The sequence below is a fragment of the Atopostipes suicloacalis DSM 15692 genome (genome assembly GCF_900129085.1).
In the GTDB taxonomy this organism is placed as follows: domain Bacteria; phylum Bacillota; class Bacilli; order Lactobacillales; family Carnobacteriaceae_A; genus Atopostipes; species Atopostipes suicloacalis.
On sequence record NZ_FQUF01000005.1, the window covers coordinates 78,710 to 101,424 of the forward strand.

The 22,715-nt window shown below is 34.5% G+C and carries 20 protein-coding genes; 15 read left to right on the forward strand and 5 right to left on the reverse strand.

The genetic code is table 11. The annotated features are described in order from the left end of the window. Positions 1–35: 35 nt before the first annotated feature. Positions 36–884, reverse strand: coding sequence for an SDR family oxidoreductase (locus BUB96_RS02190; protein ID WP_073295658.1), 849 nt, complete (start codon positions 882–884; stop codon positions 36–38). Between the two features lie 256 nt (positions 885–1,140). Between BUB96_RS02190 and BUB96_RS02195 the strand changes: the two genes are divergently transcribed. Next, positions 1,141–1,866: an NAD-dependent protein deacylase gene (locus tag BUB96_RS02195; RefSeq protein ID WP_073295661.1), complete on the forward strand. Its 726-nt coding sequence runs from the start codon at positions 1,141–1,143 to the stop codon at positions 1,864–1,866. 72 nt (positions 1,867–1,938) lie between these two features. Here the strand turns inward: BUB96_RS02195 and BUB96_RS02200 are convergent, their stop codons facing one another. Together BUB96_RS02200 and BUB96_RS02205 are read right to left on the reverse strand one after the other, a co-directional pair. Then, a complete protein-coding gene (locus tag BUB96_RS02200) occupies positions 1,939–2,340 on the reverse strand; it encodes a YolD-like family protein (protein WP_073295664.1) in 402 nt (133 codons plus the stop codon). Positions 2,341–2,358: 18 nt separating this feature from the next. Next, positions 2,359–3,678, reverse strand: coding sequence for a Y-family DNA polymerase (locus tag BUB96_RS02205; RefSeq protein ID WP_084136683.1), 1,320 nt, complete (start codon positions 3,676–3,678; stop codon positions 2,359–2,361). Between the two features lie 174 nt (positions 3,679–3,852). Between BUB96_RS02205 and BUB96_RS02210 the strand changes: the two genes are divergently transcribed. From BUB96_RS02210 to dtd, 5 genes are all read left to right on the forward strand, one after another. After that, positions 3,853–4,401, forward strand: a complete 549-nt coding sequence (locus tag BUB96_RS02210) for a DUF3013 family protein (RefSeq protein WP_073295667.1) — start codon at positions 3,853–3,855, stop codon at positions 4,399–4,401. Further along, entirely contained in the window at positions 4,379–5,329 is a 951-nt protein-coding gene (prmA, locus tag BUB96_RS02215; RefSeq protein WP_073295670.1) for a 50S ribosomal protein L11 methyltransferase, read from the forward strand. The genes BUB96_RS02210 and prmA overlap by 23 nt, the downstream gene beginning before the upstream one ends. 68 nt (positions 5,330–5,397) lie before the next feature. Further along, a complete protein-coding gene (gene deoC / locus BUB96_RS02220; protein ID WP_073295674.1) occupies positions 5,398–6,060 on the forward strand; it encodes a deoxyribose-phosphate aldolase in 663 nt (220 codons plus the stop codon). 163 nt (positions 6,061–6,223) lie between these two features. Next, entirely contained in the window at positions 6,224–8,428 is a 2,205-nt protein-coding gene (locus tag BUB96_RS02225) for a RelA/SpoT family protein (RefSeq protein ID WP_073295677.1), read from the forward strand. A 35-nt stretch (positions 8,429–8,463) separates the two neighbouring features. Then, positions 8,464–8,910: a D-aminoacyl-tRNA deacylase gene (gene dtd, locus BUB96_RS02230; protein ID WP_073295680.1), complete on the forward strand. Its 447-nt coding sequence runs from the start codon at positions 8,464–8,466 to the stop codon at positions 8,908–8,910. A 64-nt stretch (positions 8,911–8,974) separates the two neighbouring features. On the opposite strand, the gene BUB96_RS02235 is transcribed toward dtd, so the two are convergent. Next, a complete protein-coding gene (locus BUB96_RS02235; RefSeq protein ID WP_073295683.1) occupies positions 8,975–10,354 on the reverse strand; it encodes an N-acetylmuramoyl-L-alanine amidase family protein in 1,380 nt (459 codons plus the stop codon). Between the two features lie 497 nt (positions 10,355–10,851). Between BUB96_RS02235 and hisS the strand changes: the two genes are divergently transcribed. From hisS to ntdP, 9 genes are all read left to right on the forward strand, one after another. Beyond that, complete coding sequence (hisS, locus tag BUB96_RS02240; RefSeq protein WP_073295687.1) at positions 10,852–12,159, forward strand: histidine--tRNA ligase; 1,308 nt, start codon at positions 10,852–10,854, stop codon at positions 12,157–12,159. 4 nt (positions 12,160–12,163) lie between these two features. Further along, positions 12,164–13,963 carry an aspartate--tRNA ligase gene (gene aspS, locus BUB96_RS02245; RefSeq protein ID WP_073295690.1) on the forward strand — a complete coding sequence of 600 codons (1,800 nt, stop codon included), beginning with the start codon at positions 12,164–12,166 and terminating at the stop codon, positions 13,961–13,963. 18 nt (positions 13,964–13,981) lie between these two features. Then, positions 13,982–14,893, forward strand: coding sequence for a deoxyribonuclease IV (locus BUB96_RS02250; protein ID WP_073295693.1), 912 nt, complete (start codon positions 13,982–13,984; stop codon positions 14,891–14,893). Between the two features lie 168 nt (positions 14,894–15,061). Beyond that, positions 15,062–16,006 carry a tRNA (adenosine(37)-N6)-dimethylallyltransferase MiaA gene (gene miaA, locus BUB96_RS02255; RefSeq protein WP_073295697.1) on the forward strand — a complete coding sequence of 315 codons (945 nt, stop codon included), beginning with the start codon at positions 15,062–15,064 and terminating at the stop codon, positions 16,004–16,006. Position 16,007: 1 nt separating this feature from the next. Further along, positions 16,008–17,249 carry a GTPase HflX gene (gene hflX / locus BUB96_RS02260; protein WP_073295700.1) on the forward strand — a complete coding sequence of 414 codons (1,242 nt, stop codon included), beginning with the start codon at positions 16,008–16,010 and terminating at the stop codon, positions 17,247–17,249. A 27-nt stretch (positions 17,250–17,276) separates the two neighbouring features. Beyond that, positions 17,277–18,191 (forward strand): recombination regulator RecX, encoded by a 915-nt coding sequence (gene recX, locus BUB96_RS02265; RefSeq protein WP_084136689.1) that lies wholly within the window; start codon positions 17,277–17,279, stop codon positions 18,189–18,191. Between the two features lie 55 nt (positions 18,192–18,246). Further along, on the forward strand, positions 18,247–19,398 hold the full coding sequence (gene mutY / locus BUB96_RS02270) for an A/G-specific adenine glycosylase (RefSeq protein WP_234945777.1): 1,152 nt from the start codon (positions 18,247–18,249) through the stop codon (positions 19,396–19,398). Between the two features lie 24 nt (positions 19,399–19,422). Then, on the forward strand, positions 19,423–21,456 hold the full coding sequence (gene pbp4, locus BUB96_RS02275; protein WP_073295708.1) for a penicillin-binding protein PBP4(5): 2,034 nt from the start codon (positions 19,423–19,425) through the stop codon (positions 21,454–21,456). Positions 21,457–21,589: 133 nt separating this feature from the next. After that, positions 21,590–22,129: a nucleoside tri-diphosphate phosphatase gene (ntdP, locus tag BUB96_RS02280; protein ID WP_073295711.1), complete on the forward strand. Its 540-nt coding sequence runs from the start codon at positions 21,590–21,592 to the stop codon at positions 22,127–22,129. Positions 22,130–22,468: 339 nt separating this feature from the next. Here the strand turns inward: ntdP and BUB96_RS10385 are convergent. Next, positions 22,469–22,715, reverse strand: a 247-nt coding sequence (locus BUB96_RS10385; RefSeq protein WP_200789016.1) for an IS30 family transposase, incomplete at its 5' end; no start/stop codon positions are given.

The following is a 22,715-nucleotide window of genomic DNA, read 5'->3' on the forward strand; positions in this document are numbered from 1 at the left end:
AGAAATTTTCTATTAACTTCTTTTTATTTTATTTTTTATATTTTGCTTGCAGGCCTCATAAGATTGGATTGAGTAACAAGCGAGTGACGTTTTCCAATCCGACAGTTCACTCGATCAAACCACTGATAGGTTTCTTGTAAAAAAATACCTGCCGAGAGTCCTCTAGGTACTAAGTTACGGTAAGTCTTTGTTTTTCCTAAAATAACCTTAACGATAGGGACAATTGCTTTCTTAGGGTTTAACTGAGGGAAGGGGAACGCTAAATTTTTGTAATTAAAAATACGCGTATCTGCTTGATCATTCCAAGTTCTATATTTTTCAAACTCTTCATCATTGAAGCCTGTTAAAAAAGGACCAGGATTAATGGTAGCAACTTCAATATTAAATTCTTGAAGCTCTTGACTGAAAGTTTTAGCTATTGCTTCAATTGCAAATTTAGAAGATGAATAAGGTCCTGAAAAGGGGTTTACCATAAGCCCGGAAATAGAAGAAATAAAAATGATGCGACCATAATCTTGTTCAATCATTTTTCGAGAAAAACCTTGTGTGAGTAATAAAGTTCCGAAAACATTCACTTCATATTGCTTTCTGAAGTTTTCCTCTGGAATATCGACCAGGGCACCTCCTTCTTTTACAGCAGCATTGTTTACTAAAACATCCACATCCCATTTAAAAGCTTTTTGGCGATCTACAGGATCAGTGATATCGATTTTTTCAACAAGCATAGGGGTTTTGAGTGCTTTCGCGTCTGCTTTTAAAAGATTAGCTTGGAATTCTGTTTCTGTTGTAGCGATAACCTTCTTTCCTATTTTTGCGAGTGTGAGGGCGGTCAATTTACCTATTCCACTTCCGGCACCAGTAATTAAAATTGTTTCCGTGAGCATGTAAATTCCTCCAGTTCTTTTTATTGATTTTCTCATCTAAACTTTATCAATAGTTGATAAAATATAAAATCTATTTGACTTCTAATCGTTTAAAAAAGTGATTAATTTAATAACTAAATCTAGTAAATCAAAATGTTATCTTTTATCTTATTTGTTTTTAAGAAATTATAAAAAAATAATGTTACACACAGTATTTAACCATATTTTTTGATAGGATAAGAATACATAGGATTCAAAATTCAAGGAGGAAGAATAAATGAATGATAAAATTAAACAATTAAAAGAACAATTAGCTGATAGTCAAAAAATTGTTTTCTTCGGTGGAGCTGGCGTTTCAACAGAAAGTGGTATTCCTGATTTTCGTTCTTCCGAAGGCTTGTATATGAAAGAAAGTGGGACACATGTCTCAGCGGAAGAAATGATTTCTCATTCCTTTTATAAACGTTACCCAAAAGATTTTTTTAAATATTATTTTGAAAATTTAGTATTTGAAGATGCTAAGCCGAATAAAGCACATATCTTTCTTAAAGAACTAGAGGACCAAGGAAAAGAAGTTAGTATAGTTACCCAAAATATTGATGGTTTACATCAAAAAGCTGGAAGTTCCGTGGTCCATGAATTGCATGGTTCAACTTTAAGAAACTATTGTACGAAATGTCATCATCAATATAAAATAAACGAATTAGAATTAGATCATGAGGGCATTCCTCGCTGCCCAAAAGATGGAGCCATTGTACGTCCAGATATTGTGCTGTATGAAGAAGGTCTTGATCAAAATGTTATTCAAAAAGCTGTTGAAGATATTCAAGGGGCAGATATGTTAATGATTGCAGGAACTTCTCTTATTGTTTATCCGGCAGCTGGTTTAGTGAATTACTTTAATGGGAAACATTTGGTTGCCATTAATAAATCGTCTATTCGTGTGCCTGAGGGGACTTTGATGTTCGAAGATTCTATTTCCGATGTCTTTTCTAAATTATAGTCTTTAAGAAACGAAGTTAAACTTTATACGAAAAGAGTGCACTTATATTATAAGCTGCACTCTTTTCGTTTTTTACTCACTTTTTTTCTGCCAATCCATGGGGTTCATAAGTTCTACATGACGAATATCGTCTAGTATCGTGTTTACCAAGCGTCCATCTTTTAAAAGTAAATATATTCTTTCTTCAAAAGTGCCTGAAACCATACAAGGGACATCTTTAAAGTAAGTCCCATTTTGTAAAATATTTGCTTGAATTAAAACAGGATGTCCTGTGTGATAAGCTTGACTTAAAAGTTCACTAATTTCTACAAGAGATTGTTGAGGTTTAGCTTCTATTTCCTTTAAGCGTTCTTCTTTTGTCATTTTTGAGAGAGCTTCTGTATGATCAGACAACATTAAGCCTAACCACTTCATTTTTCCACGATCTTTATACCCTAACTGATCGGGAGTTAAACGGATAATTTTCTTTTCCATAATTTTCCAACCCCAATTCTAGTCATTTTTTTTGGTATTTGCTTGATGACCACCCAATAGTTTACTTCGTTGGAGGGCCATCCCATTTTGAATTAAACTACTGGCATGCAAAAGAGAAGTGTAACCATATTTTTCCCGAACTAAATCAATAACTTCATTCAAACGCTCATCTTTTAAGACATCTTCTGTGCTCTCAAATAAATTTAATTGATAATCTTGTTTAGAAGAAATCTTATGGAAAGTAACATTAATGACTCGAACAGGATAGGGTTCATAATATTCTCGGAATAATCGACTCATATATTCTACTAATTTTTTAGAGGAATCTGTTGCTTCAATGGTCATTTGATGACTAAAACCAGAATGGTCGGTCTGTTTAGAATAACCAATAGTTAATTTGACAGTACGGGTTGTTAATCCATGTTTCCGCAATCTCATCGCATTCTCTTCGGTGAGCTCGCGAATAACCACTTCGACATCATATGGATTTATGTAATCTCGATTTAAAATTTGATTTTTGGAAAAAGAGTTTTCTTTTGGAATAAAATGATCCGATAAAATCGTTCGATCAATTCCGTGCGCATGAAAGAAAAGTTGTTCCCCTATAATATTAAAACGTTTCTTTAATTTATGGACATCATATTGAGCCAAATCTTTTAAATTATGTATCCCTAATTGATTTAATTTTCTTTCTGTACGAGAACCGATCCCCCAAAAGTCTGTAAGATTTTCAATTTTCCAAATGGTATCTGCAACATCCTGATATCCCCAATAGGCTTGATAGTTATTATGTCTATCTTTTTTTGCTTGATGATCTAAAGCCAATTTTGCAAGTAATGGATTATCACCAATACCTACCGTTGCTATAAGATGCAATTCTTTCCAAATCTCTAACTGTATTTTATTTGCGATTTCATTCGTTGTCCCAAATAAAGCATGAGAAGAAGTAATATCTAAAAAAGATTCATCACTACTGTAAACATGTAAATCTTGCATAGAGACATATCGTTTAAAGATTTCGATAATTTCCATGTTCTTTTTTAAATAAAGAGCCATACGAGGTTCAACAATCTCTATTTGTGAATGCTTAGGTATTTCGTAGACCCTTGTTCCTGTTTTTACATTGTAAAGTTCTTTCACACGAGGGGATGCAGCAAGAACAAGCCCACCGTTATTATCGGGTTTGCTGACAACGGCAATCATAGCTTCCAGTGGATGTTGTTGACGCTCCACAGCTTCAACACTAGCGAAAAAAGATTTAATATCAATACATAAAATATCTCGGTGTGGTTCATTTGAGTAATCCATATAAAGAATTGTCTCTTGATTTTTACCCATAAGTTAAATTCCTTTCTAGAACTTTATACCGAATGTATGTTTGGTTACTATTATAAAAAAAGGATAAAATATAGTCAAGGGGAACAAAATAAGATTGTTCATTTTTTAACCGATAATATGGAGTGGATTGTTTATAAATATGGTAAAATAAAGAAAACCCAAGGAGGCAATAGAATGTCTGAGGATTTAGGGAATTATCTTTATAAAAATATGCTTGAGAAAGCTACATACTATCAATGGAAAATTATTGTGGATCGTTCTAAACGAGCTTTAGAAATTTATTTTACTATATCGCTGGATATTCCGGATGAACAATTTGTACAGGATACTAATGCAAAGGTGAATGAATCAGGACAATTGAATTTTGAAGAAGTGATTTGCTTTTATGATGAAGCAAATAATAAAATTGTTCCGCAAAATTATTTAGTAGCCATCCCTATAAATATAAGTGTAGGAGTAGAACAAGGATATGTAGATGCTTTTACTAAACAATTAAATATTATTGTCTCAAATGCCAGTGGGCAAATCAGAGAATATTTAACGGATGAAAGTCAAAATGAATTTTCACTCGTATGGAGTGAACAAAATATGGAAAATACTATACATACTATGCAGAAAACAGAAAATTATCATACAAATACATTAACCATTGAATTTGAAGAAAAAGTATCGCTGATTGATCAATTCAAGGAGGAAAATAATGGCGGAATGGAAAGAATATAGTGTCCATATCAATAAAGAGGCAGAAGACAGCGTTTCAGAATTACTGATTGAACTAGGATCAGCTGGAGTGAGCTTGGTCGATCGGAATGATTTTGAAACGATGCCTGAATATGGATTTGATTCGCTGTGGGCGTTAGATGAAGAAAAATTTCCCTCTGAAGGAATTATAGTTAAGGGGTATTTTCCAGTAGAAACAATTCATTCGGACTTAGAAAAAACACTTCATCAGCGACTAGAAAAATTAAAAGAGTATCATTTGAATGTAAGAGAATATACAGTTGAGTCAGCGATGCTAATGGATTCAGATTGGAATAATAAATGGAAAGAATTTTATCATTCTGTACCGATTACCCGCTATTTAACCATTGTGCCTGAATGGGAAGATTATACAAAAAGAAATTCCGATGAACAATTGATTGTGATGGATCCCGGTCTTGCTTTTGGAACAGGTACACATCCAACTACCCAATTATCCGTTCAAGCGTTAGAAATTGTTTTACGTGGAGGAGAAACAGTTCTTGATGTAGGTACAGGATCAGGTGTTTTGACAATTGCTAGTTCGCTTTTAGGAGCCACAGAAATTCACGCATTTGATTTGGATGATATTGCTGTCCAATCTGCTAAAAATAATATTAATCTAAATGAATTAGCAGCAGAAATCATAGTCAAAGAGAATAACTTGCTAAAAAATGTTACAATAAAAGCAGATGTAGTAGTTGCAAATATTTTAGCTCCTATTATACTAGAATTGATACCAGATGCTATGCATGTTTTAAAACCAGGCGGAACTCTTATTTCTTCTGGAATTATTAAAGAACAAGAGGAAGAAATTTTGAATGCATTAAAAAATGAAGGATTCAAAATCCGTCAAATTAATCAAATGAAAGATTGGATTGTTATTATTGCCCAAAAACCTCTTGATGAATAAACAGTTTATATTTCAAGATTTAATTTACATAATAAAACTATATTTAGAATAAAAAGGAGTATTTATTTATGGAAAATGTTGCTCAATATATCGATCATACAATACTAAATGCGGATGCTACAAAAGCAGATATTCAACGGATTTGCGAAGAGGCAAAAGAATATAACTTTAAAACAGTCTGTATCCAACCGTACTGGGTAAAATATGCAAAAGAAATATTAGAAGATTCAGAAGTTGGCATAACTACTGTTATTGGTTTCCCATTGGGAGCTAATACTACTGAAATTAAAGTAGCAGAAGCTAAGCTAGCAGTTGCTGAAGGCGCATCAGATGTTGATATGGTGATTAACATTGGTGCCTTAAAATCTGAAGATTATGATACGGTGTTAAACGATATTAAAGCTGTAGTTGATGCAGTTTCAGGAAAAGCAATCGTGAAAGTTATTATTGAAACATCTCTACTTACAAAATCCGAAAAAATTCGTGCTTCAGAATTGGCTAAACAAGCAGGCGCAGATTTTGTTAAAACCTCTACTGGATTTTCAACCGGGGGAGCTACCTTGGATGACGTTCAACTAATGCGTGCAACAGTTGGTCCAGATATGGGTGTAAAAGCTTCAGGTGGCGTTCGTACCTACGAAGATGCTAAAGCAATGATTGAAGTTGGCGCAACGCGTATTGGCGCTTCAAGTGGGATTTCCATTGTCGAAGGGTCTAAAGAAGTAGAGTAAGCTTTATTTGATAAAAGATAAGATGATGAAACTTCTAATTTTGGCCTTAAATGAATCAGTTGAAAATAAAAATCATAATCGTTATAATTAAGAGAACAAACCAGCACTGAAAGGTGCTGGTTTTTGTAAATCAATTGTAGGATAGAAAAAGAAGGTGTCTGAAATGACGAAAAAAACAGATTATACAGCACAAGAAGTTATTGCATTATGCTTAACTTATATGAATAGTGAGCATGTTAAATTCGTCAATAAAGCGTACGAATTTGCAGCGAATGCACACAAAAGGCAAATGCGAAAATCAGGAGAAGAATATATTATCCACCCAATTCAAGTAGCCGGCATTCTCGCTGAAATAAACATGGATCCTGTAACCGTCGCAACAGGCTTCCTTCATGATGTTGTTGAAGATACAGAATATTCATATGAAGATATAAAAGAAGAGTTTTCTGAAGAAGTAGCTGATTTGGTCGAAGGAGTTACTAAGTTAGGGAAGTTTAAGTTTACTTCAAAACGTGAACATCAAGCAGAAAACCATCGAAAAATGATTTTAGCTATGGCTCAAGATGTACGTGTGATTTTAGTAAAATTAGCAGATCGTCTGCACAATATGCGTACTTTGAGATTTCATAAGGTTGAAAAGCAAAGAGATATTGCGACAGAAACACTTGAAATTTATGCTCCTTTAGCCGATCGTTTAGGTATGAGTCGTATTAGATGGGAGTTAGAAGATTTATCTCTTCGCTATACTAATCCTCAACAATTTTATCGCATTGTCCATTTGATGGACTCTAGACGAGAAGATCGTGAACAATATATCGAAGACTCTATTGGGGCAATTAACACCTCAATTGAAGAATTAGATATTCAAGCAGATATTACAGGGCGACCTAAGCATATTTATTCTATTTATCGAAAGATGAAAAATCAAAAAAAACAATTTGAAGAAATTTATGATTTACTAGCTATTCGAGTAATCGTTGATTCAATAAAAGACTGTTACGCAGTTTTGGGAGCTATCCATACTCAGTGGAAACCAATGCCCGGGCGTTTTAAAGATTATATTGCGATGCCAAAAGCGAACATGTATCAATCTTTACACACTACAGTACTTGGTCCAAGTGCCACACCTCTAGAAGTTCAAATTCGAACACATCAAATGCACGAAATTGCAGAATATGGGGTTGCAGCACATTGGGCTTATAAAGAAGGTGTAACGACCAAAGTTCAAAATGATCAATTAGGAAATCAACTTTCTTGGTTTAGAGATATTCTCGAATTGCAAAGCGAATCGAATGATGCTTCTGAATTTATGGATGCGATCAAGCAAGACTTCTTTACAGATAAAGTATATGTCTTTACGCCAGGTGGAGATGTTATGGAACTTCCTGATGGTGCGAGCACACTTGACTTTGCTTATCATGTTCACTCAGAAGTTGGGGATAAATCAACTGGGGCTAAAGTAAATGGTAAGATTGTGCCGTTAAATTATAAATTGAAGACGGGAGATATTGTCGAAATTATTACCTCTTCCTCTTCTTCAGGGCCAAGTAGAGATTGGTTGAAATTCGTCAACACTTCCAAAGCGAGAAATAAGATTCGCCGTTACTTCAAAGCCCAAGATCAAGAACACGCCATTGAACAGGGAGAAAAAATTGTTAATGATTTAATTTTAGAATTAGAATTAGAGCCAAAAGATTTTATGAATCATGAAATTATGGATAAGCATGCACAAAAATTTAATTATAAAGACAGTGATAGTCTCTATGCAGCTATTGGCTTTAATGAAGTTAGACCATTAACTGTTGTTAATCGTCTAACAGAAGAAGCTAGGAAAGAACGAGATAGAGAATCATCAATATTATCAAATGATACGAAGATAGAGAAAAAGCCAGAACCTGAAAAAGTGACAATCCATCATGAAGATGGTGTGGTTGTAGAAGATGCTGAAAACTTGTTATTACGTCTCAGCAAATGCTGTAACCCAGTACCTGGAGATGAAATTGTCGGGTATATTACAAGAGGACGAGGAATTTCAGTTCATAGAAAAGATTGTCCAAACGTTATGTCAGAAGGGGATCTGCAAAACCGTTTAATAGAAGTGGAATGGGAAAATAAAAAAACAGAGAAAATTTATGATACAGATTTAGAAGTGTATGGTTTTGATCGCTCTGGCTTATTAAATGATATCCTTGAAGTGATCAATAGTATGACCAACCGATTGAGCAATATAAATGGTCGCGTGGATAATAACCAAATGGCGACAATTCGAATTACGATTGGTATTCATAACACAGAAGAATTAGAACGAATCATTGATAAACTCAATCAAATACCTGATGTTTATTCCATTCAACGAATTATTTTGTAAAACTTAAATATGAACGAAGAAAGTGGTCGAACAAATTGAAAGTTGTGATTCAACGAGTTTCAAAAGCGAATGTAGTGATTGATAAAGAAGAAAATGGTGCGATTGAGCGTGGTTTTCTTTTACTAGTAGGTGTGGAAGAAGAAGATACGAAAGAAGATGTAGATTATTTAACCCGAAAGATTTCTAATCTACGTATTTTTGAAGATGAGGCTGGGAAGATGAACCTCTCTTTACGTGAGGTAAAAGGAGAGATCCTTTCTATTTCACAATTTACACTCCATGCAGATACTAAAAAAGGGAATCGACCAAGCTTTATAAAAGCAGCGAAGCCGCATAAAGCTGAACAGCTTTATGAAGACCTTAATCAAAATCTCCGTAATGAAGGCTTTAAAGTAGAAAATGGGATTTTTGGAGCAGATATGGCTGTATCTTTAATCAATGATGGACCTGTTACGATTTTGATCGATTCGAAAAATAGATAAATAAAAAAGCTCAGTAAGTAAAAGCGATAAGTCATTGCTTCTTTACTTACTGAGCTTTATTTAATTATTGACTATAATATTCACGCAAAGCTTGGTAGATAGCTTCTACAACAGAGGCTTGATAAGATTGAGAATCTATATGCTCTAAATCTAGATCACTATTCATATAGCCTAATTCAAGTAAAATAGCCGGCTGCTGATTTGTCCTTAGAACGTAATAATCACCCATACGAACCCCGTTATTAGCTAGAGGAACACTTTGTGTTAAATAACGATTGACCGTATTAGCAAGTTCAAGATTTGAATCATAGTAATAATAAGAGGTCGTACCACTCATTGTATTAGCTTGGTCAACTGCATCATAGTGTAAACTAATAAAAGCATCTGCATGATTTGAATGAGCGGTTTGTACCCGTTGATCTAACGAAACATATTGATCAGATGAACGAGTTAGAATGACATTTGTTCCTGCATCTTCTAAACGATTTTTTAGTAACTGAGCGGTACTCAAAGTGACATCCTTTTCAACAATTTCTTGGTTGGAAGCAGTTGCTCCTGGATCGTAACCACCATGGCCTGCATCGACAACAATTGTTGCTTCAGCCAAAGAAGAAATTGTCCTTGCATATTGTGCTTCATTTGTTTCCGTAGTTGTTTCTGTCTCTTCATCGTCTTGAGTTTCTTCTACAATACTAGAAACCCAAGCAGCTACGTAACCTGTAGTATTTTCATCGATTCGAATATGATACCAATCTTCCCTATTTTCAATAAATTCAAACTTTTCACCTGGTTGAGCGGTATAGACTACTTCTCCGTCAGTTGAAGGTAAGCTTCGGATATTTGTAGGGAGGTCTCCCATCTCTACAAAAGAAGTAGAGGCACTTGAATTTGTCGTTTGGCTTTCAGCTGTCTCAGTATTCTCGGGTGCATCTATAATTTCTATGTAACTTCCATGAATCCAAGCCACTCGACCCATATATAGAACTTGATACCAATCTCCATCTTGATAAAGGACCTGTAACTCAGCATCTTTATAAACAGTACCTAATATTTCAGACTCAGCATTTGAAAACTGACGAATATTTACTGCTTCTCCTGTGACTTTGGCAAATTGAGCATCTCCTTGTGTTATTTCACCAGAACTGACTAACCAGCTAGCCACCCAACCTACTTGATCATCATTTAATCGAACTTTATACCATTTATTTTCCTCGCCTAAAAGAAATAAACGGTCATTTTCTTTGGCTTGAGTCATGACTTCATGGCTCAAACCGGGGCCTAGCCGCACGTTTAAAACAGCCGTCTCCACTCTGACGGTATTTTCGTTGGCTAACGCAACCATCGCACCAAAAGTTAAACTTATCAAGAGAATAAAGAAAGCAATAAATGCTTTTTTACTGGGTAATTTGTTCTCTATCTTTTTTGTAATTGTGTTCGAGGACATAAACTTACCTCCTATTTTAGCTGAAAACGGCTTATATAATAAGGATAGTATATCAATCTTAAATTAGTTTGTTAATACAAGCATTAAACAAATTGTAAAATGAAATTAATTTTTTAAAGAATTAATTAAAAATTTCCGTTTTTTCTATATATCTAAAGGAACATCTATCTAATTGACAAAAAAGGTGCCCTATGGTAGGATAACTTGTGATAACTTTTAAATAAGTGAGATCCAAAGACGGAAAAAGTAATTTTATTTAGACTATTTACAGAGAAGGTTTTGTAGTTGAGAGAAACCAATAGTGAATAAAATGAAAGACATTCTTGAGGATGACAGGAAAACTGTCACGTTAAAGGCGTTAACGAAGAGGGAATAAATTATTTTATTCCAAATAAAGGTGGTACCACGTTACGTCACACTAAATATAAACTTACACGTCCTTATTCGAAAGAATGAGGGCTTTTTTTATTGAAATTTTACAGAGGGGGAATAAAAGCATGAAATACCAAAAAATAAGAGGAACGGCTGATTTTTTGCCTGAAGAAACAAATAAATGGCAGTATGTAGAAAGTAAAATTGAATACTTATTAGAAAAATATTCTTATCAAGAAATTCGCTTACCTGTTTTTGAGCAGTTTGAATTATTTGCTCGTGGGGTAGGAGAAACAAGTGATATTGTCTCAAAAGAAATGTATGAATTTTATGATAGAGGAGATCGACATTTAGCTCTTCGTCCCGAAGGTACAGCAGGTGTCGTACGTGCTTATGTAGAAAATAAAATATATGGTCCTGAACATCATAAACCTGTTAAATATTATTATACTGGGCCCATGTTTCGCTTTGAGCGACCACAAAGTGGCCGTATGCGCCAATTCCATCAAATAGGCGTTGAGGTATATGGTAGTAATAATCCAGCAGTAGATGTTGAAACTATGGCTTTAGCAATGGATATTTTTAAATCCTTTGGTATTAAAGATCTAACATTAGTGGTTAATTCATTAGGTAATACAGCCTCACGCTTAGCCTATCGTGAAGCTTTAATTGGTTTTCTAACCCCTCATTTTGAAGAACTAAGTGAAGATTCTAAAGAACGTCTACACAAAAATCCTTTACGTGTATTAGATAGTAAGGATAAAAAAGATCAAGATATTGTAAAAAATGCGCCCTCAGTTTTAGATTATCTGGATGAAGATTCTAAGAAACATTTTGAAGAGGTAAAAGACATGTTGGAACTTCTAGAGATATCTTACGAAGTAGATCCTAATATGGTGCGTGGTTTAGATTATTATAATGATACGATTTTTGAAATTATGACCAATGACCCAAACTTTGGAGCAAATACAACCATTTGTGCTGGCGGACGTTATGATCAATTGGTAGAAGAAGTAGGTGGTCCTGCAACTCCAGGATTTGGATTTGCTATTGGTCTTGAACGTTTGGTTATGTTATTAGAAGGGATTCATTATGATTTTCCACAAAGACATCAACTAGATGCCTTTGTTGTGACGATTGGTGATGACGTCAATCATGAAGCGTTAAAATTAGCAAATGCATTAAGAAAACAAGGTTTAATCGTAGAAAGAGAATTTATCGGTCGTAAACCAGGCAAACAATTTAAAACAGCAGATAAATTAAACGCAAAAATGGTATTTACTTTAGGCACTCAAGAATTAGAGAACCGTACAGTGAATATGAAACTCTTATCCACGGGTAAAGAAATTTCATTAAATCTCGATGATATCTATGCTGAAGATTTTAAGGAAAAATATTCTGAGATACTAAGAAAATTAGAAGGTGAGGATTAAAGATATGAGTAGAACAAAATATTGTGGGCAAATCACTAAAAAGAATATAGGAGAAACCATCACATTAAATGGTTGGGTGCAAAAGCGACGTGACCTAGGTGGGATGATTTTCATTGATTTAAGAGATCGAACGGGTCTGGTTCAAGTGGTATTTAATGCAGACGAAGGAAATGATTTATTACAAACTGCTGAAACCCTTCGTGCAGAGCACATTCTTGAAATTACTGGGAACGTTGTTGAACGTTTGGAAGGTGCCGTGAATCCAAATATGGCAACAGGGGAAGTTGAAATTGAAGCGACAGAATTAACCGTTTTAAATACCTCTAAAACTCCTCCATTCGAAATCACGGACCAAATTAATGTTTCAGATGATTTGCGATTAAAATATCGCTACATTGATTTACGACGTCCACGTATGCAAGAAAATATTATGATCCGTCATGAAGTGAAAAAAGCCATTCGTCATTATTTAGACGATCATGGGTTTATAGATATTGAAACACCTTATCTAACAAAGTCAACGCCTGAAGGAGCGCGAGATTATTTAGTTCCTTCTCGTGTGCATCAAGGGAAATTCTTTGCGTTACCCCAATCTCCTCAATTATTTAAACAATTATTGATGAGTTCTGGGTTTGATCGTTATTATCAAATCGTGCGCTGTTTCCGTGACGAAGATTTACGAGGCGACCGCCAACCTGAATTTACACAAGTAGATATTGAAACAAGTTTTCTAAGTGAAGAAGAAATTCGAGAAAATACAGAAATAATGTTAAAGCATGTAGTTAAAGAGGTAAAAGGTCTAGAAATTAAAGAAGCCTTCCCAATAATTACTTATGATGAAGCTATGAATAACTATGGAAGTGACAAGCCAGATATTCGTTTTGAGATGAAACTAAAAGACGTAAGCTCGATTGTAGCAAAATCAGATTTCCGTGTATTTACTTCTACAATTGAAAACGGAGGCTCTGTTAAAGGATTAGCCGTTAAAGGGGCTGCGGATGAATTTACTAGAAAACAAATAGATGGTTTAGAGGAAATTGCTAAAGTTCATGGTGCAAAAGGATTAGCTTGGATTAAAGTAACGGACAAAGGACTGACAGGACCAATTTCTAAATTCTTTGCCGAAGAAGAAATGGCAAAAAATTTACTAGACGCAATGGATGCAGAAACGGGCGATTTACTTTTATTTGTAGCGGATAAAGAAAAAGTAACACATGATGCATTAGGAGCTTTGCGTGTTCATCTAGGAAAAGAATTAAAATTATATGATCCAGAAGAACTAGCTTTTATTTGGGTAGTGGACTGGCCATTATTAGAATTTGACGAAGATGAAAATCGCTACGTCGCTGCACATCATCCATTCACTCATCCAAAACCTGAAGATGTCGATAAATTAGTAACAAACCCAACAGAAGTTTATGCTCAAGCCTATGATATTGTATTGAATGGTTACGAGATTGGTGGAGGATCTATCCGAATTCATGAAAAGGAATTACAAGAGCAAATGTTTGAGGCGTTAGGTTTTACACATAAAGAAGCTGAGAGCCAATTTGGATTTTTACTTAATGCCTTTGACTATGGTTTCCCTCCTCATGGGGGAATTGCATTAGGATTAGATCGACTGGTCATGCTTTTAGCGAATGAGCCAAATATTCGTGAAGTTATTCCATTCCCTAAAAATGGTCGTGCAGCCGATCCATTAACCGATGCGCCTGCAGTTGTGTCTGATAAACAATTACAGGAATTAGCCTTACAGGTTACAAAGACTCCTAAAAAAACTGATGAGAAGAAAGATAGCGAATAGAGATAGAGGAGAATGTAAATGACATTATTAGGTTCACATGTAAGCATGAAAGCACCGAACTTGATGTTAGGCTCTGCTAAAGAAGCAGCTTTGTATCAGGCAAATACATTTATGATTTATACAGGGGCTCCCCAAAATACGAGACGACGCGCAATAGAAGAATTAAAAATTGCTGAAGCACATGAGTATATGAGTGAAAACAATATAGATGTAAAGGATATTGTTATCCATGCACCTTATATTGTAAATTTAGGCAATACATTTAAAACGGATAACTTTGAATTTGCGATTGAATTTATGAAAGAAGAGATTCGACGAGCGGATGCTATAGGGGCAAGACAAATGACGATGCATCCTGGGGCTCATGTCGGTGCGGGTCCAGAAGCAGGAATCGAAAAAATTGCAGAAGGACTTAATCGTATTTTACAAGCTGACCAAAACGTGCAAATTGCATTAGAAACAATGGCTGGAAAAGGAACAGAAATTGGTCGTTCCTTTGAAGAGTTAGCTCAGATTATTGAGCGTGTCAATCTAGATGATAAACTCTCCGTTACATTAGATACTTGTCATACTCATGATGCGGGATATCCTATTAAAGATGATTTTGATTGGGTTTTAGATGAATTTGATCGAATTATTGGCTTAGATCGTTTGAAAGTTATTCATGTCAATGATTCAAAAAATCCACAAGGAGCTGCTAAAGACCGTCATCAAAATATTGGCTTTGGCGAAATTGGCTTTGAAGCACTGAATTATGTTGTTCATCACCCAAAATTAGTACATCTGCCTAAAATTCTTGAGACTCCTTTTGTTGGAGAAGACAAGAAAAATAAAAAGGCTCCCTATGCACATGAAATTTATATGTTAAAACAAAAAACATTTAACGAAGATTTATTGGAAGATATAATGAATGAAACAGTAATAAATTAAGTAGTCAAAAAGAAGCTTAGAAGTGTATGTCCTATACATTTTTAGGCTTCTTTCGTTTTAAGGGGATAATAGATCACTGTATCGTTAACAGAATATCTTAATTAAAAGAATTCAGCGAACACCTGTGCTATAATAATAAGGTAAATAATCAGGAGGGTTATCACATAGATGAAGGATAAAATTATTGTAATTGTTGGACCAACTGCTGTAGGAAAAACGGCTTACAGTATAGAGCTTGCTAAACGATTGAATGGTGAAGTGATCAGTGGAGATTCTATGCAAATCTATAAAACGTTAGATATTGGTACAGCAAAAGCTACCCCTGAAGAAATGGATGGTATCCCCCATCATTTAATAGATATTAAAGAAATTGAGGAATCATACTCAGTGTCTGATTTTCAAAAAGAAGCATCCGAAAAAATTGCAGAACTTATTGCTGCTAAAAATCTTCCTATTATTGCTGGAGGAACGGGATTGTATATAGAGTCTTTACTATATCCTGTGTCTCATAGCGGTGAAGCGGAACCCAATTATGCATTAAGAAACGAATTGGAAGAATATGCAAAAGACAATAGCAATCAAGAGTTGTGGGAAAAATTAAATAAGATCGATCCAGATGCTGCTGAAAAAATTCACCCAAACAATGTTAGGAGGGTTATTCGTGCCTTGGAAGTGTATTATGAAACAGGTCGATTATTTTCTTCCTTTCAAAATGAAAAAAAGAAAAAAGAGTCTGCTTACGATGCCTATATTATCTGTTTAAATACAGATCGTTCATTACTCTATGAGCGAATTAATAAACGAGTAGATGTTATGATGGAAGAAGGACTACTTGAAGAAGCACAAAGTCTTTGGAAAAAGATAGGACCAGAACCAAAGGCTCAAAGTACAAAAGGCATTGGCTACCAAGAATTATTTCCTTATTTTAATGAGGAGATTACTTTAGATGAAGCTGTAGAGAAGATTAAGCAAAATTCAAGGCGTTATGCTAAACGACAGTTGACCTGGTTTAGAAATCGGTTAGAGAATGTTCATAGGTACGATTTTGTTTTAGAACCTGAACAGAAAGAAGAAAGTTTTACAAAAATCAAAGATTTTTTAAAGGATGAGTGATATGGATAGACCCGTTGAAACAGGAATAATTGTTGCGATTCAGACAAAGGAAACAGATGAACGTTTCAATTATTCCTTAGAAGAGTTGAGACAGCTTGTCGCAAATACAGGTGTTGAAGTCGTCGGAGAAGTCACTCAAAAAAGAGAAGTTTTAGATAGTCGTACATTAATTGGTAAAGGAAAATTACAAGAACTTAAACATATAGTAGAAGAACTAGAAGTAGCGGTTGTTGTGTTTAATCAAGAACTATCACCAAGTCAGGTACGAAATATTCAAGAAGAGATTGATGTTAAAGTCATTGATCGTATTCAAGTTATTTTAGATATTTTCTCTTTGCGAGCGACAAGTAAAGAAGGAGCCTTACAAGTTCAATTAGCACAATTGAATTACTTATTGCCAAGGCTGGTTGGACATGGAATTAATATGTCCAGACTAGGTGGTGGAATTGGTACACGTGGACCTGGTGAAACAAAGTTAGAAACGGATCGACGTCATATTAATCGGCAAATTAATGAGATTAAAAGAGAACTAAAAAAGGTAGAAAGTCATCGTAGTCGTCGAAGAGAAAGACGTCAACGTAGTAATCTCTTTAGAATAGGATTGATTGGCTACACGAATGCTGGAAAATCAACAGTTCTTAATGCCTTAACAGAGAGTGAAACGTATGAGAAGGATGAATTATTTGCGACATTAGACCCTATTACCAGACAGTTAGAATTGGAGTCAGGTCTACAAGTTACACTAACGGATACGGTAGGGTTTATTCAAGATTTGCCAACAGAATTAATCGAGGCTTTCCAATCGACTTTAGAAGAAACGAAAGATGTGGACTTGCTTTTACATGTTGTGGATGCCTCTTCATCGAATATTGATAGTCATGAAAATACAGTGTTAGGACTAATAAATGATTTAGATATGGACAATATTCCGATGCTTACGGTATACAATAAAAAGGACTTAGTAAAAGGAGAATTTTATCCAACGCTATTTCCAAATGTCGTTATCTCAGCAATTAATCAAGAAGACCAAAAAAATTTAATCGAAAAAATTGAAGAAACTGTTCGTGGCTTATTAGAAAAATATAAAGTAGCAATTCCTGCTAATCGTGGCGATGTATTAGCACAATTAAAAACAGAAACCATTATAACCAATCAAAACTACGATGAAGAATCTGAAAAATACCTGGTTACTGGTTTGGCAAAAGATGTCGACTGGCTAGATTATTTATTTAATGATTTATAATATTTCTCAAAGAGAAGGTGTTTATTTTTGAGTAATGAAAAAAACCTTATTAATTTAGGTAAAGAAAATAAGAAAAAAGAAAACAAACAAGTAAAAAAATCAAACGAAAAACAATCAAACTCAAAGAAAGATGTATCCTCTAAGTCATTTCGGATGATTTCAAAAATTGAACCTCAAAAAAGAAAAGGTCGTTATAACGTTTATATCAATGATGATTTCGCTTTTGGTATAGATGAAGAAGTTTTAATAAAATTTGAGTTGAATAAAGGACTACATGTCACAAAAGAACTTCAAGAGAAAATAGAAAATGAAGATTCATATTACAAAGCGTATCAAAAAACACTAAACTATCTTAGTTATTCCTTGCGCTCTGAAAAACAAATCAGAGACTATTTGGCTAAACACGAGCTTTATCATTTTAGTGATCGAATGATTGAGCAGCTGAAAAGCATGCGATTGATTGATGATTTGAACTTTGCACAAAGTTATGTTCGTTCACAAGCAAATATTAATCAAAAAGGCCCGAGAAATATCGAGCAAGATTTAAAACAAAAAGGGATCAAGGAAGAGTTTATCTTAACGGCTTTGGATGAATATCCTTATGAACAACAATTAGAAAACGCGATAAGTTTAGCCTCAAAAAAATGGGGACAGACAAGCAAAAACTCTGAAATTGAGAGTGTTCAGAAAGTAAAGGCATATTTGTTAAACAAAGGATATACTTTTGACCTAGTGAATGAAGCTATTACGGCAATCGACACAGAAAAAGACAATGAAGTTGAGTACAATGCCTTAGTAAAACAAGGGGATAAAGCAGCTAGAAGGTATTCCCGTAAGTATGAAGGTTATGAATTAACTCAAAGACTTAAAGGCTATTTATATAATAAAGGTTATCCTACTGAATTAATAAATCGGTATATGGATGAGAGGGAAATGGAATAAATTGTTTAAGATTGAATATACTAGAAAAGAACTCAAAGAAAAATTTAATATTGAAATGTGGACGGCCGAAAAAATTCGGTCGTTCCAGAAAATTTTAATGGATTGGTATGATCAACAAGAAGCAGATCATAATTTTCCATGGCGAGAATCTGGAGAACCTTATAATATTTGGATTTCTGAGATTATGCTTCAACAAACGAGAACGGATACCGTTATTCCATATTATGAAAGATTTACTGAAGCTTTCCCAACAATCAAAGACTTGGCAGAAGCTTCAGAAGATCAGGTATTAAAAATGTGGGAGGGGTTAGGTTATTATTCCCGTGCACGAAATTTAAGAGAAGCCGCCCAACAAATTATGATTCATCATGAGGGAGTTTTTCCAAATGATCCAAAAGAAATTATTCAACTAAAAGGGGTTGGTCCTTATACAGCTGGCGCAATTAGTAGTATGGCATTTGGTTTACCTACTCCTGCAATTGATGGAAATTTAATGCGGGTTTTAAGTCGTCTATTTGAAATTAATTTAGATATTACTAAAGCTAAAAATCGAAAAGTTTTTGAGACGGTTGCTTTATATTTAATTGACGAAGAAAGACCTGGAGATTTTAATCAGGCTTTAATGGATTTAGGTCGTACAATTTGTACTCCAAAAAATTATTTTCCTGAAAGATCGCCAGTGAAAGAATTTAATGCTTCTTATATCAATGATACATGGCATGAATACCCCGTTAAAAAAACAAAAAACAAACCGAAACCAATTACTTATATTTCATTAATGATTCAAAATGAAGTAGGAGAATACTTACTTGAAAGACGTCCTAAAACAGGTCTATTAGCAAGCACTTGGCAGTTTCCTATGATTCAAGTTGAAGAGATTGTAACGGACGGAACTTGGAAACCTTTTGAGCCCATTATTTTAGAAACATTAAAAAAAGAAGATAAAGTATATGTGGAACAGTTTGTAGAAGATAAATATAATATAATGGTTTCGTTAAATGAACAAACTTCAGGAGTAGTGGAACATATATTTAGCCATTTAAAATGGTCGGTATCCATTTTTAATGGAGAAAAAACTGAAAGTACATCAAACCGAAAAATCCCTAAAAATTGCGAATGGGTAAAGCCAAGAGATTTTGAACGTTACACTTTTCCAACAGTCCAGAAAAAAATATGGACAAATTTCACTGAAATTACCTTGTTTTAAATTGAATGGAGGAATATAGATCGAATGGAACATTTTTCAAGGAAAAAAAATAAACCGGGAAATAAAAAAGGGCAATATATCGGAATAGCTATCGTATCAATTTTACTAGTCATTGCAACAGTAATAGGCTATAAATATTGGGCGGACAAACAAAGAAAAGAAAAAGCGAATGAAGTGGCGAATTCATTTGTTGAAGCGCTAGAAGTTCAAGACTATGAGCAACTAACTGATACTTTATCCCCATCGTCTTTAGAGGAAATAGAGTATACAAAAGAAAAGGTAGAAGAAAGATATGCAACCATTTATGGCGGCATTGGAGCGAAGGATCTAGAAGTTGTTAATATGGAGCTAGAAGAAAATGAAGAAGACGATGCCTTTACCCTTCATTACGATTTAAATTTGACTACTTCATTAGGGAAATTAGAAACACAGTCTTATAAAACAAATCTTCAAGAAATAGATAATAATTATTTTGTTGATTGGGACACGCACCTCATTTTCCCTGAAATGGATTCAGACGATACCATCCAAATTCATTTTACTTCCGGTAATAGAGGGAATATTCTTGATCGAAATGGCGAATTGTTAGCCGGAGAAGGGAAAGGATGGCAGGTAGGATTACATCCAGCACAACTTGAAGAAGGTGAAGGAAAAGAAGAAAATCTAAAAACCATTGTGGAGAGATTTGATACAAGTGTTGAACAACTTGAGCAATTATTATCTGCAGAGTGGGTAACTGATGAAAGTTTTGTTCCTTTTACTACAGTAAATGAGGGAGAAACTCCCGAACTAACCGGTGTTGTTTATCAAGAAACCACTGCACGGACTTATCCTTTAGGTGAAGCTGGAGCTCATTTAATTGGGTATATAGGAGAAGTATTTGCAGAAGATATTGAAGAAGATCCCTCCTTAGAACCTGGAGATATCATTGGAAAAGCTGGTTTAGAAGCTACTTTTGATGAACGCTTAAAAGGAGATAAGGGCGGAGAAATTAGTATTTTAGATGAAGCTGGAGAAATGAAAAAGATCTTACAAGAAGCTCCTGTAGAAGATGGGGAAGATATTACGTTAACTATCGATTCTAAATTACAACAACGTTACTTCGATGGTTTTGCAGGAGAAAAAGGTGGAGCAGTGGTGACGCAACCGACTACTGGTGAGTTGCTTGTTTTAACAAGTTCCCCTTCATATGATCCAACCTTGATGGCTAGAGGAATTAGTGGGGACAAGTATCAAGAGTATGCAGAAAGCCCAGATTCTCCATTTTTAGCTCGATATGCGGCTCGTTATGCTCCGGGATCAACCTTTAAAATGATCACAGCAGGGATTGGTTTAGAATCAGGAATTACAAACTTAGAAAAAACACATACAATCACAGGTTTGCAGTGGAGAAAAGATGATTCATGGGGAAATTATAAAGTGACCCGAGTAAGTGACCATCCAACAGAAGTAAATTTAGAAGATGCGTTAATTTATTCAGATAATATTTTCTTTGCTCAAGAAGTTTTAGAAATGGGTTCTGAGTCGTATTTAGAAGGATTAAAGAAATTTCCCTTTGATGAGGAGTTTGATCTACCCATAAATATGAAACCTGCTCAAATTTCAAATAGTGGGTCCTTTGATTCAGAACCCTTGCTAGCAGACACCGCATTTGGCCAAGGGCAATTACTAATGAGCCCATTACAACAAGCGATTTTTTATAGTGCTTTTGCGAACAAAGGAACTCTTACTTTTCCAAAGCTTGAGTTAGAGTCAGAAGAACCAGAAGCTATGCAACCTATTGAACAAGAAACTGCAGAGACAATTGAAAAGCTATTAGTTCAAGTAGTTGATAATCCAAATGGGACTGCACATGTGCTCGATAAATCTCCACTCTCTTTAGCAGCCAAAACAGGGACAGCAGAATTTAAAGGAGCAGAAGAGGGAAATGATAACAATGGTTTCGTAGTCGCATTTGATGCGGAAAATCATTCGTTTCTATCTACAATATTTGTCGAAGATGAATCAGGAAGTAATGTAGTTAAACAATTTGCTCCCATTATAGAAAAACATGAATAATAAATTGTGAAATTGTCCTAATTCAAAATCTTGATTTGTTTTATTTATAAATATTTATGTTACAATTTTAGATGAGATTTATTTATTATTGAATGGTAATAAATAAAAGAATATCTGAGAGTTGGCTAAATATATGAAAAATAAACCAAAAGAAGGAGACTCTATAACGATAAAAAGTTATAAACATGATGGGAGTTTACACCGCACATGGCGGGACACTATGGTATTGAAAACAACTGAAAAAGCTTTAATAGGTTGTAATGATCATACACTGGTGATTGAATCAGATGGAAGGCGATGGCGAACGCGTGAACCAGCTCTTGTTTATTTTCACGAAGAATATTGGTTTAACATTGTTACTATGATCCGTCAAAAAGGTGTTTCTTATTATTGTAATTTAGCTTCTCCTTTTTTAATTGATGAAGAAGGCGCAAAATATATTGATTACGATCTAGATGTTAAAATCTTCCCGGATGGGGAAAAACGTCTACTTGATGTCGATGAATATGAAATCCATGGTAAAAAGTATAATTATCCCAATGAAATAGACCCCATTTTGAATGAGCATGTAAAGATATTAGTGGGCTGGATAAGAGATGAAAGAGGACCATTTTCAAAAGAATATGTTGACTTATGGTTCAATCGTTACAAACAGTTAACCGGTAAAAAATGAAAAAAGCGATGTAGAGAGAGCCTACATCGCTTTTTGTATTGAAAAACAAAAAACGTATCGCTTCGGTGTCATCACGGCAAAGCAATACGTTAATTAAGTCATTGAGTATCACCGTTTTATGTCAGTACATATCAGCTTACTGACATAAAAGGATGGGTCAAAAGACTTATAAAAGTTATTATAACATAGGTGATTATTAATGCAAATAAGAAAACTATTTAGTAATAATAATTACTTTGATCCTCAGTTGTAAAGTTAAGTGCACCACTTTGAACATGATAGATTATTATCTTCAGATCTTAGGGTTTTATGCTTTTACTCCCCCGAGGGGGAGTTTTTTTAATTTTTCATTTTCTGATAGATTTCTTCGGCTGACTGGTAATCATTTACTTCGCGTACACGTAGATTAATACTTTTAGTTGCTTCTATCATTTCTTCATCGGTGAAGTGATGTAGAGAAATACCTTTCGGTATAAACTCTCTTAACAACTTATTAAAGTTTTCATTGGATCCTCTTTCCCATGCAGAGTAGGCATGACAAAAATATATTTTTAAGTTGAGTTTTGGTTCATCTTCTAATGAAGCA

Bases quoted from the DNA above. Each gene is read 5' to 3' on its own strand.
- BUB96_RS02190 (WP_073295658.1), bottom strand. From the start codon at position 884: ATGCTCACGGAAACAATTTTAATTACTGGTGCCGGAAGTGGAATAGGT.
- BUB96_RS02195 (WP_073295661.1), top strand. From the start codon at position 1,141: ATGAATGATAAAATTAAACAATTAAAAGAACAATTAGCTGATAGTCAA.
- BUB96_RS02200 (WP_073295664.1), bottom strand. From the start codon at position 2,340: ATGGAAAAGAAAATTATCCGTTTAACTCCCGATCAGTTAGGGTATAAA.
- BUB96_RS02205 (WP_084136683.1), bottom strand. From the start codon at position 3,678: ATGGGTAAAAATCAAGAGACAATTCTTTATATGGATTACTCAAATGAA.
- BUB96_RS02210 (WP_073295667.1), top strand. From the start codon at position 3,853: ATGTCTGAGGATTTAGGGAATTATCTTTATAAAAATATGCTTGAGAAA.
- prmA (WP_073295670.1), top strand. From the start codon at position 4,379: ATGGCGGAATGGAAAGAATATAGTGTCCATATCAATAAAGAGGCAGAA.
- deoC (WP_073295674.1), top strand. From the start codon at position 5,398: ATGGAAAATGTTGCTCAATATATCGATCATACAATACTAAATGCGGAT.
- BUB96_RS02225 (WP_073295677.1), top strand. From the start codon at position 6,224: ATGACGAAAAAAACAGATTATACAGCACAAGAAGTTATTGCATTATGC.
- BUB96_RS02235 (WP_073295683.1), bottom strand. From the start codon at position 10,354: ATGTCCTCGAACACAATTACAAAAAAGATAGAGAACAAATTACCCAGT.
- hisS (WP_073295687.1), top strand. From the start codon at position 10,852: ATGAAATACCAAAAAATAAGAGGAACGGCTGATTTTTTGCCTGAAGAA.
- aspS (WP_073295690.1), top strand. From the start codon at position 12,164: ATGAGTAGAACAAAATATTGTGGGCAAATCACTAAAAAGAATATAGGA.
- BUB96_RS02250 (WP_073295693.1), top strand. From the start codon at position 13,982: ATGACATTATTAGGTTCACATGTAAGCATGAAAGCACCGAACTTGATG.
- miaA (WP_073295697.1), top strand. From the start codon at position 15,062: ATGAAGGATAAAATTATTGTAATTGTTGGACCAACTGCTGTAGGAAAA.
- hflX (WP_073295700.1), top strand. From the start codon at position 16,008: ATGGATAGACCCGTTGAAACAGGAATAATTGTTGCGATTCAGACAAAG.
- mutY (WP_234945777.1), top strand. From the start codon at position 18,247: ATGTGGACGGCCGAAAAAATTCGGTCGTTCCAGAAAATTTTAATGGAT.
- pbp4 (WP_073295708.1), top strand. From the start codon at position 19,423: ATGGAACATTTTTCAAGGAAAAAAAATAAACCGGGAAATAAAAAAGGG.
- ntdP (WP_073295711.1), top strand. From the start codon at position 21,590: ATGAAAAATAAACCAAAAGAAGGAGACTCTATAACGATAAAAAGTTAT.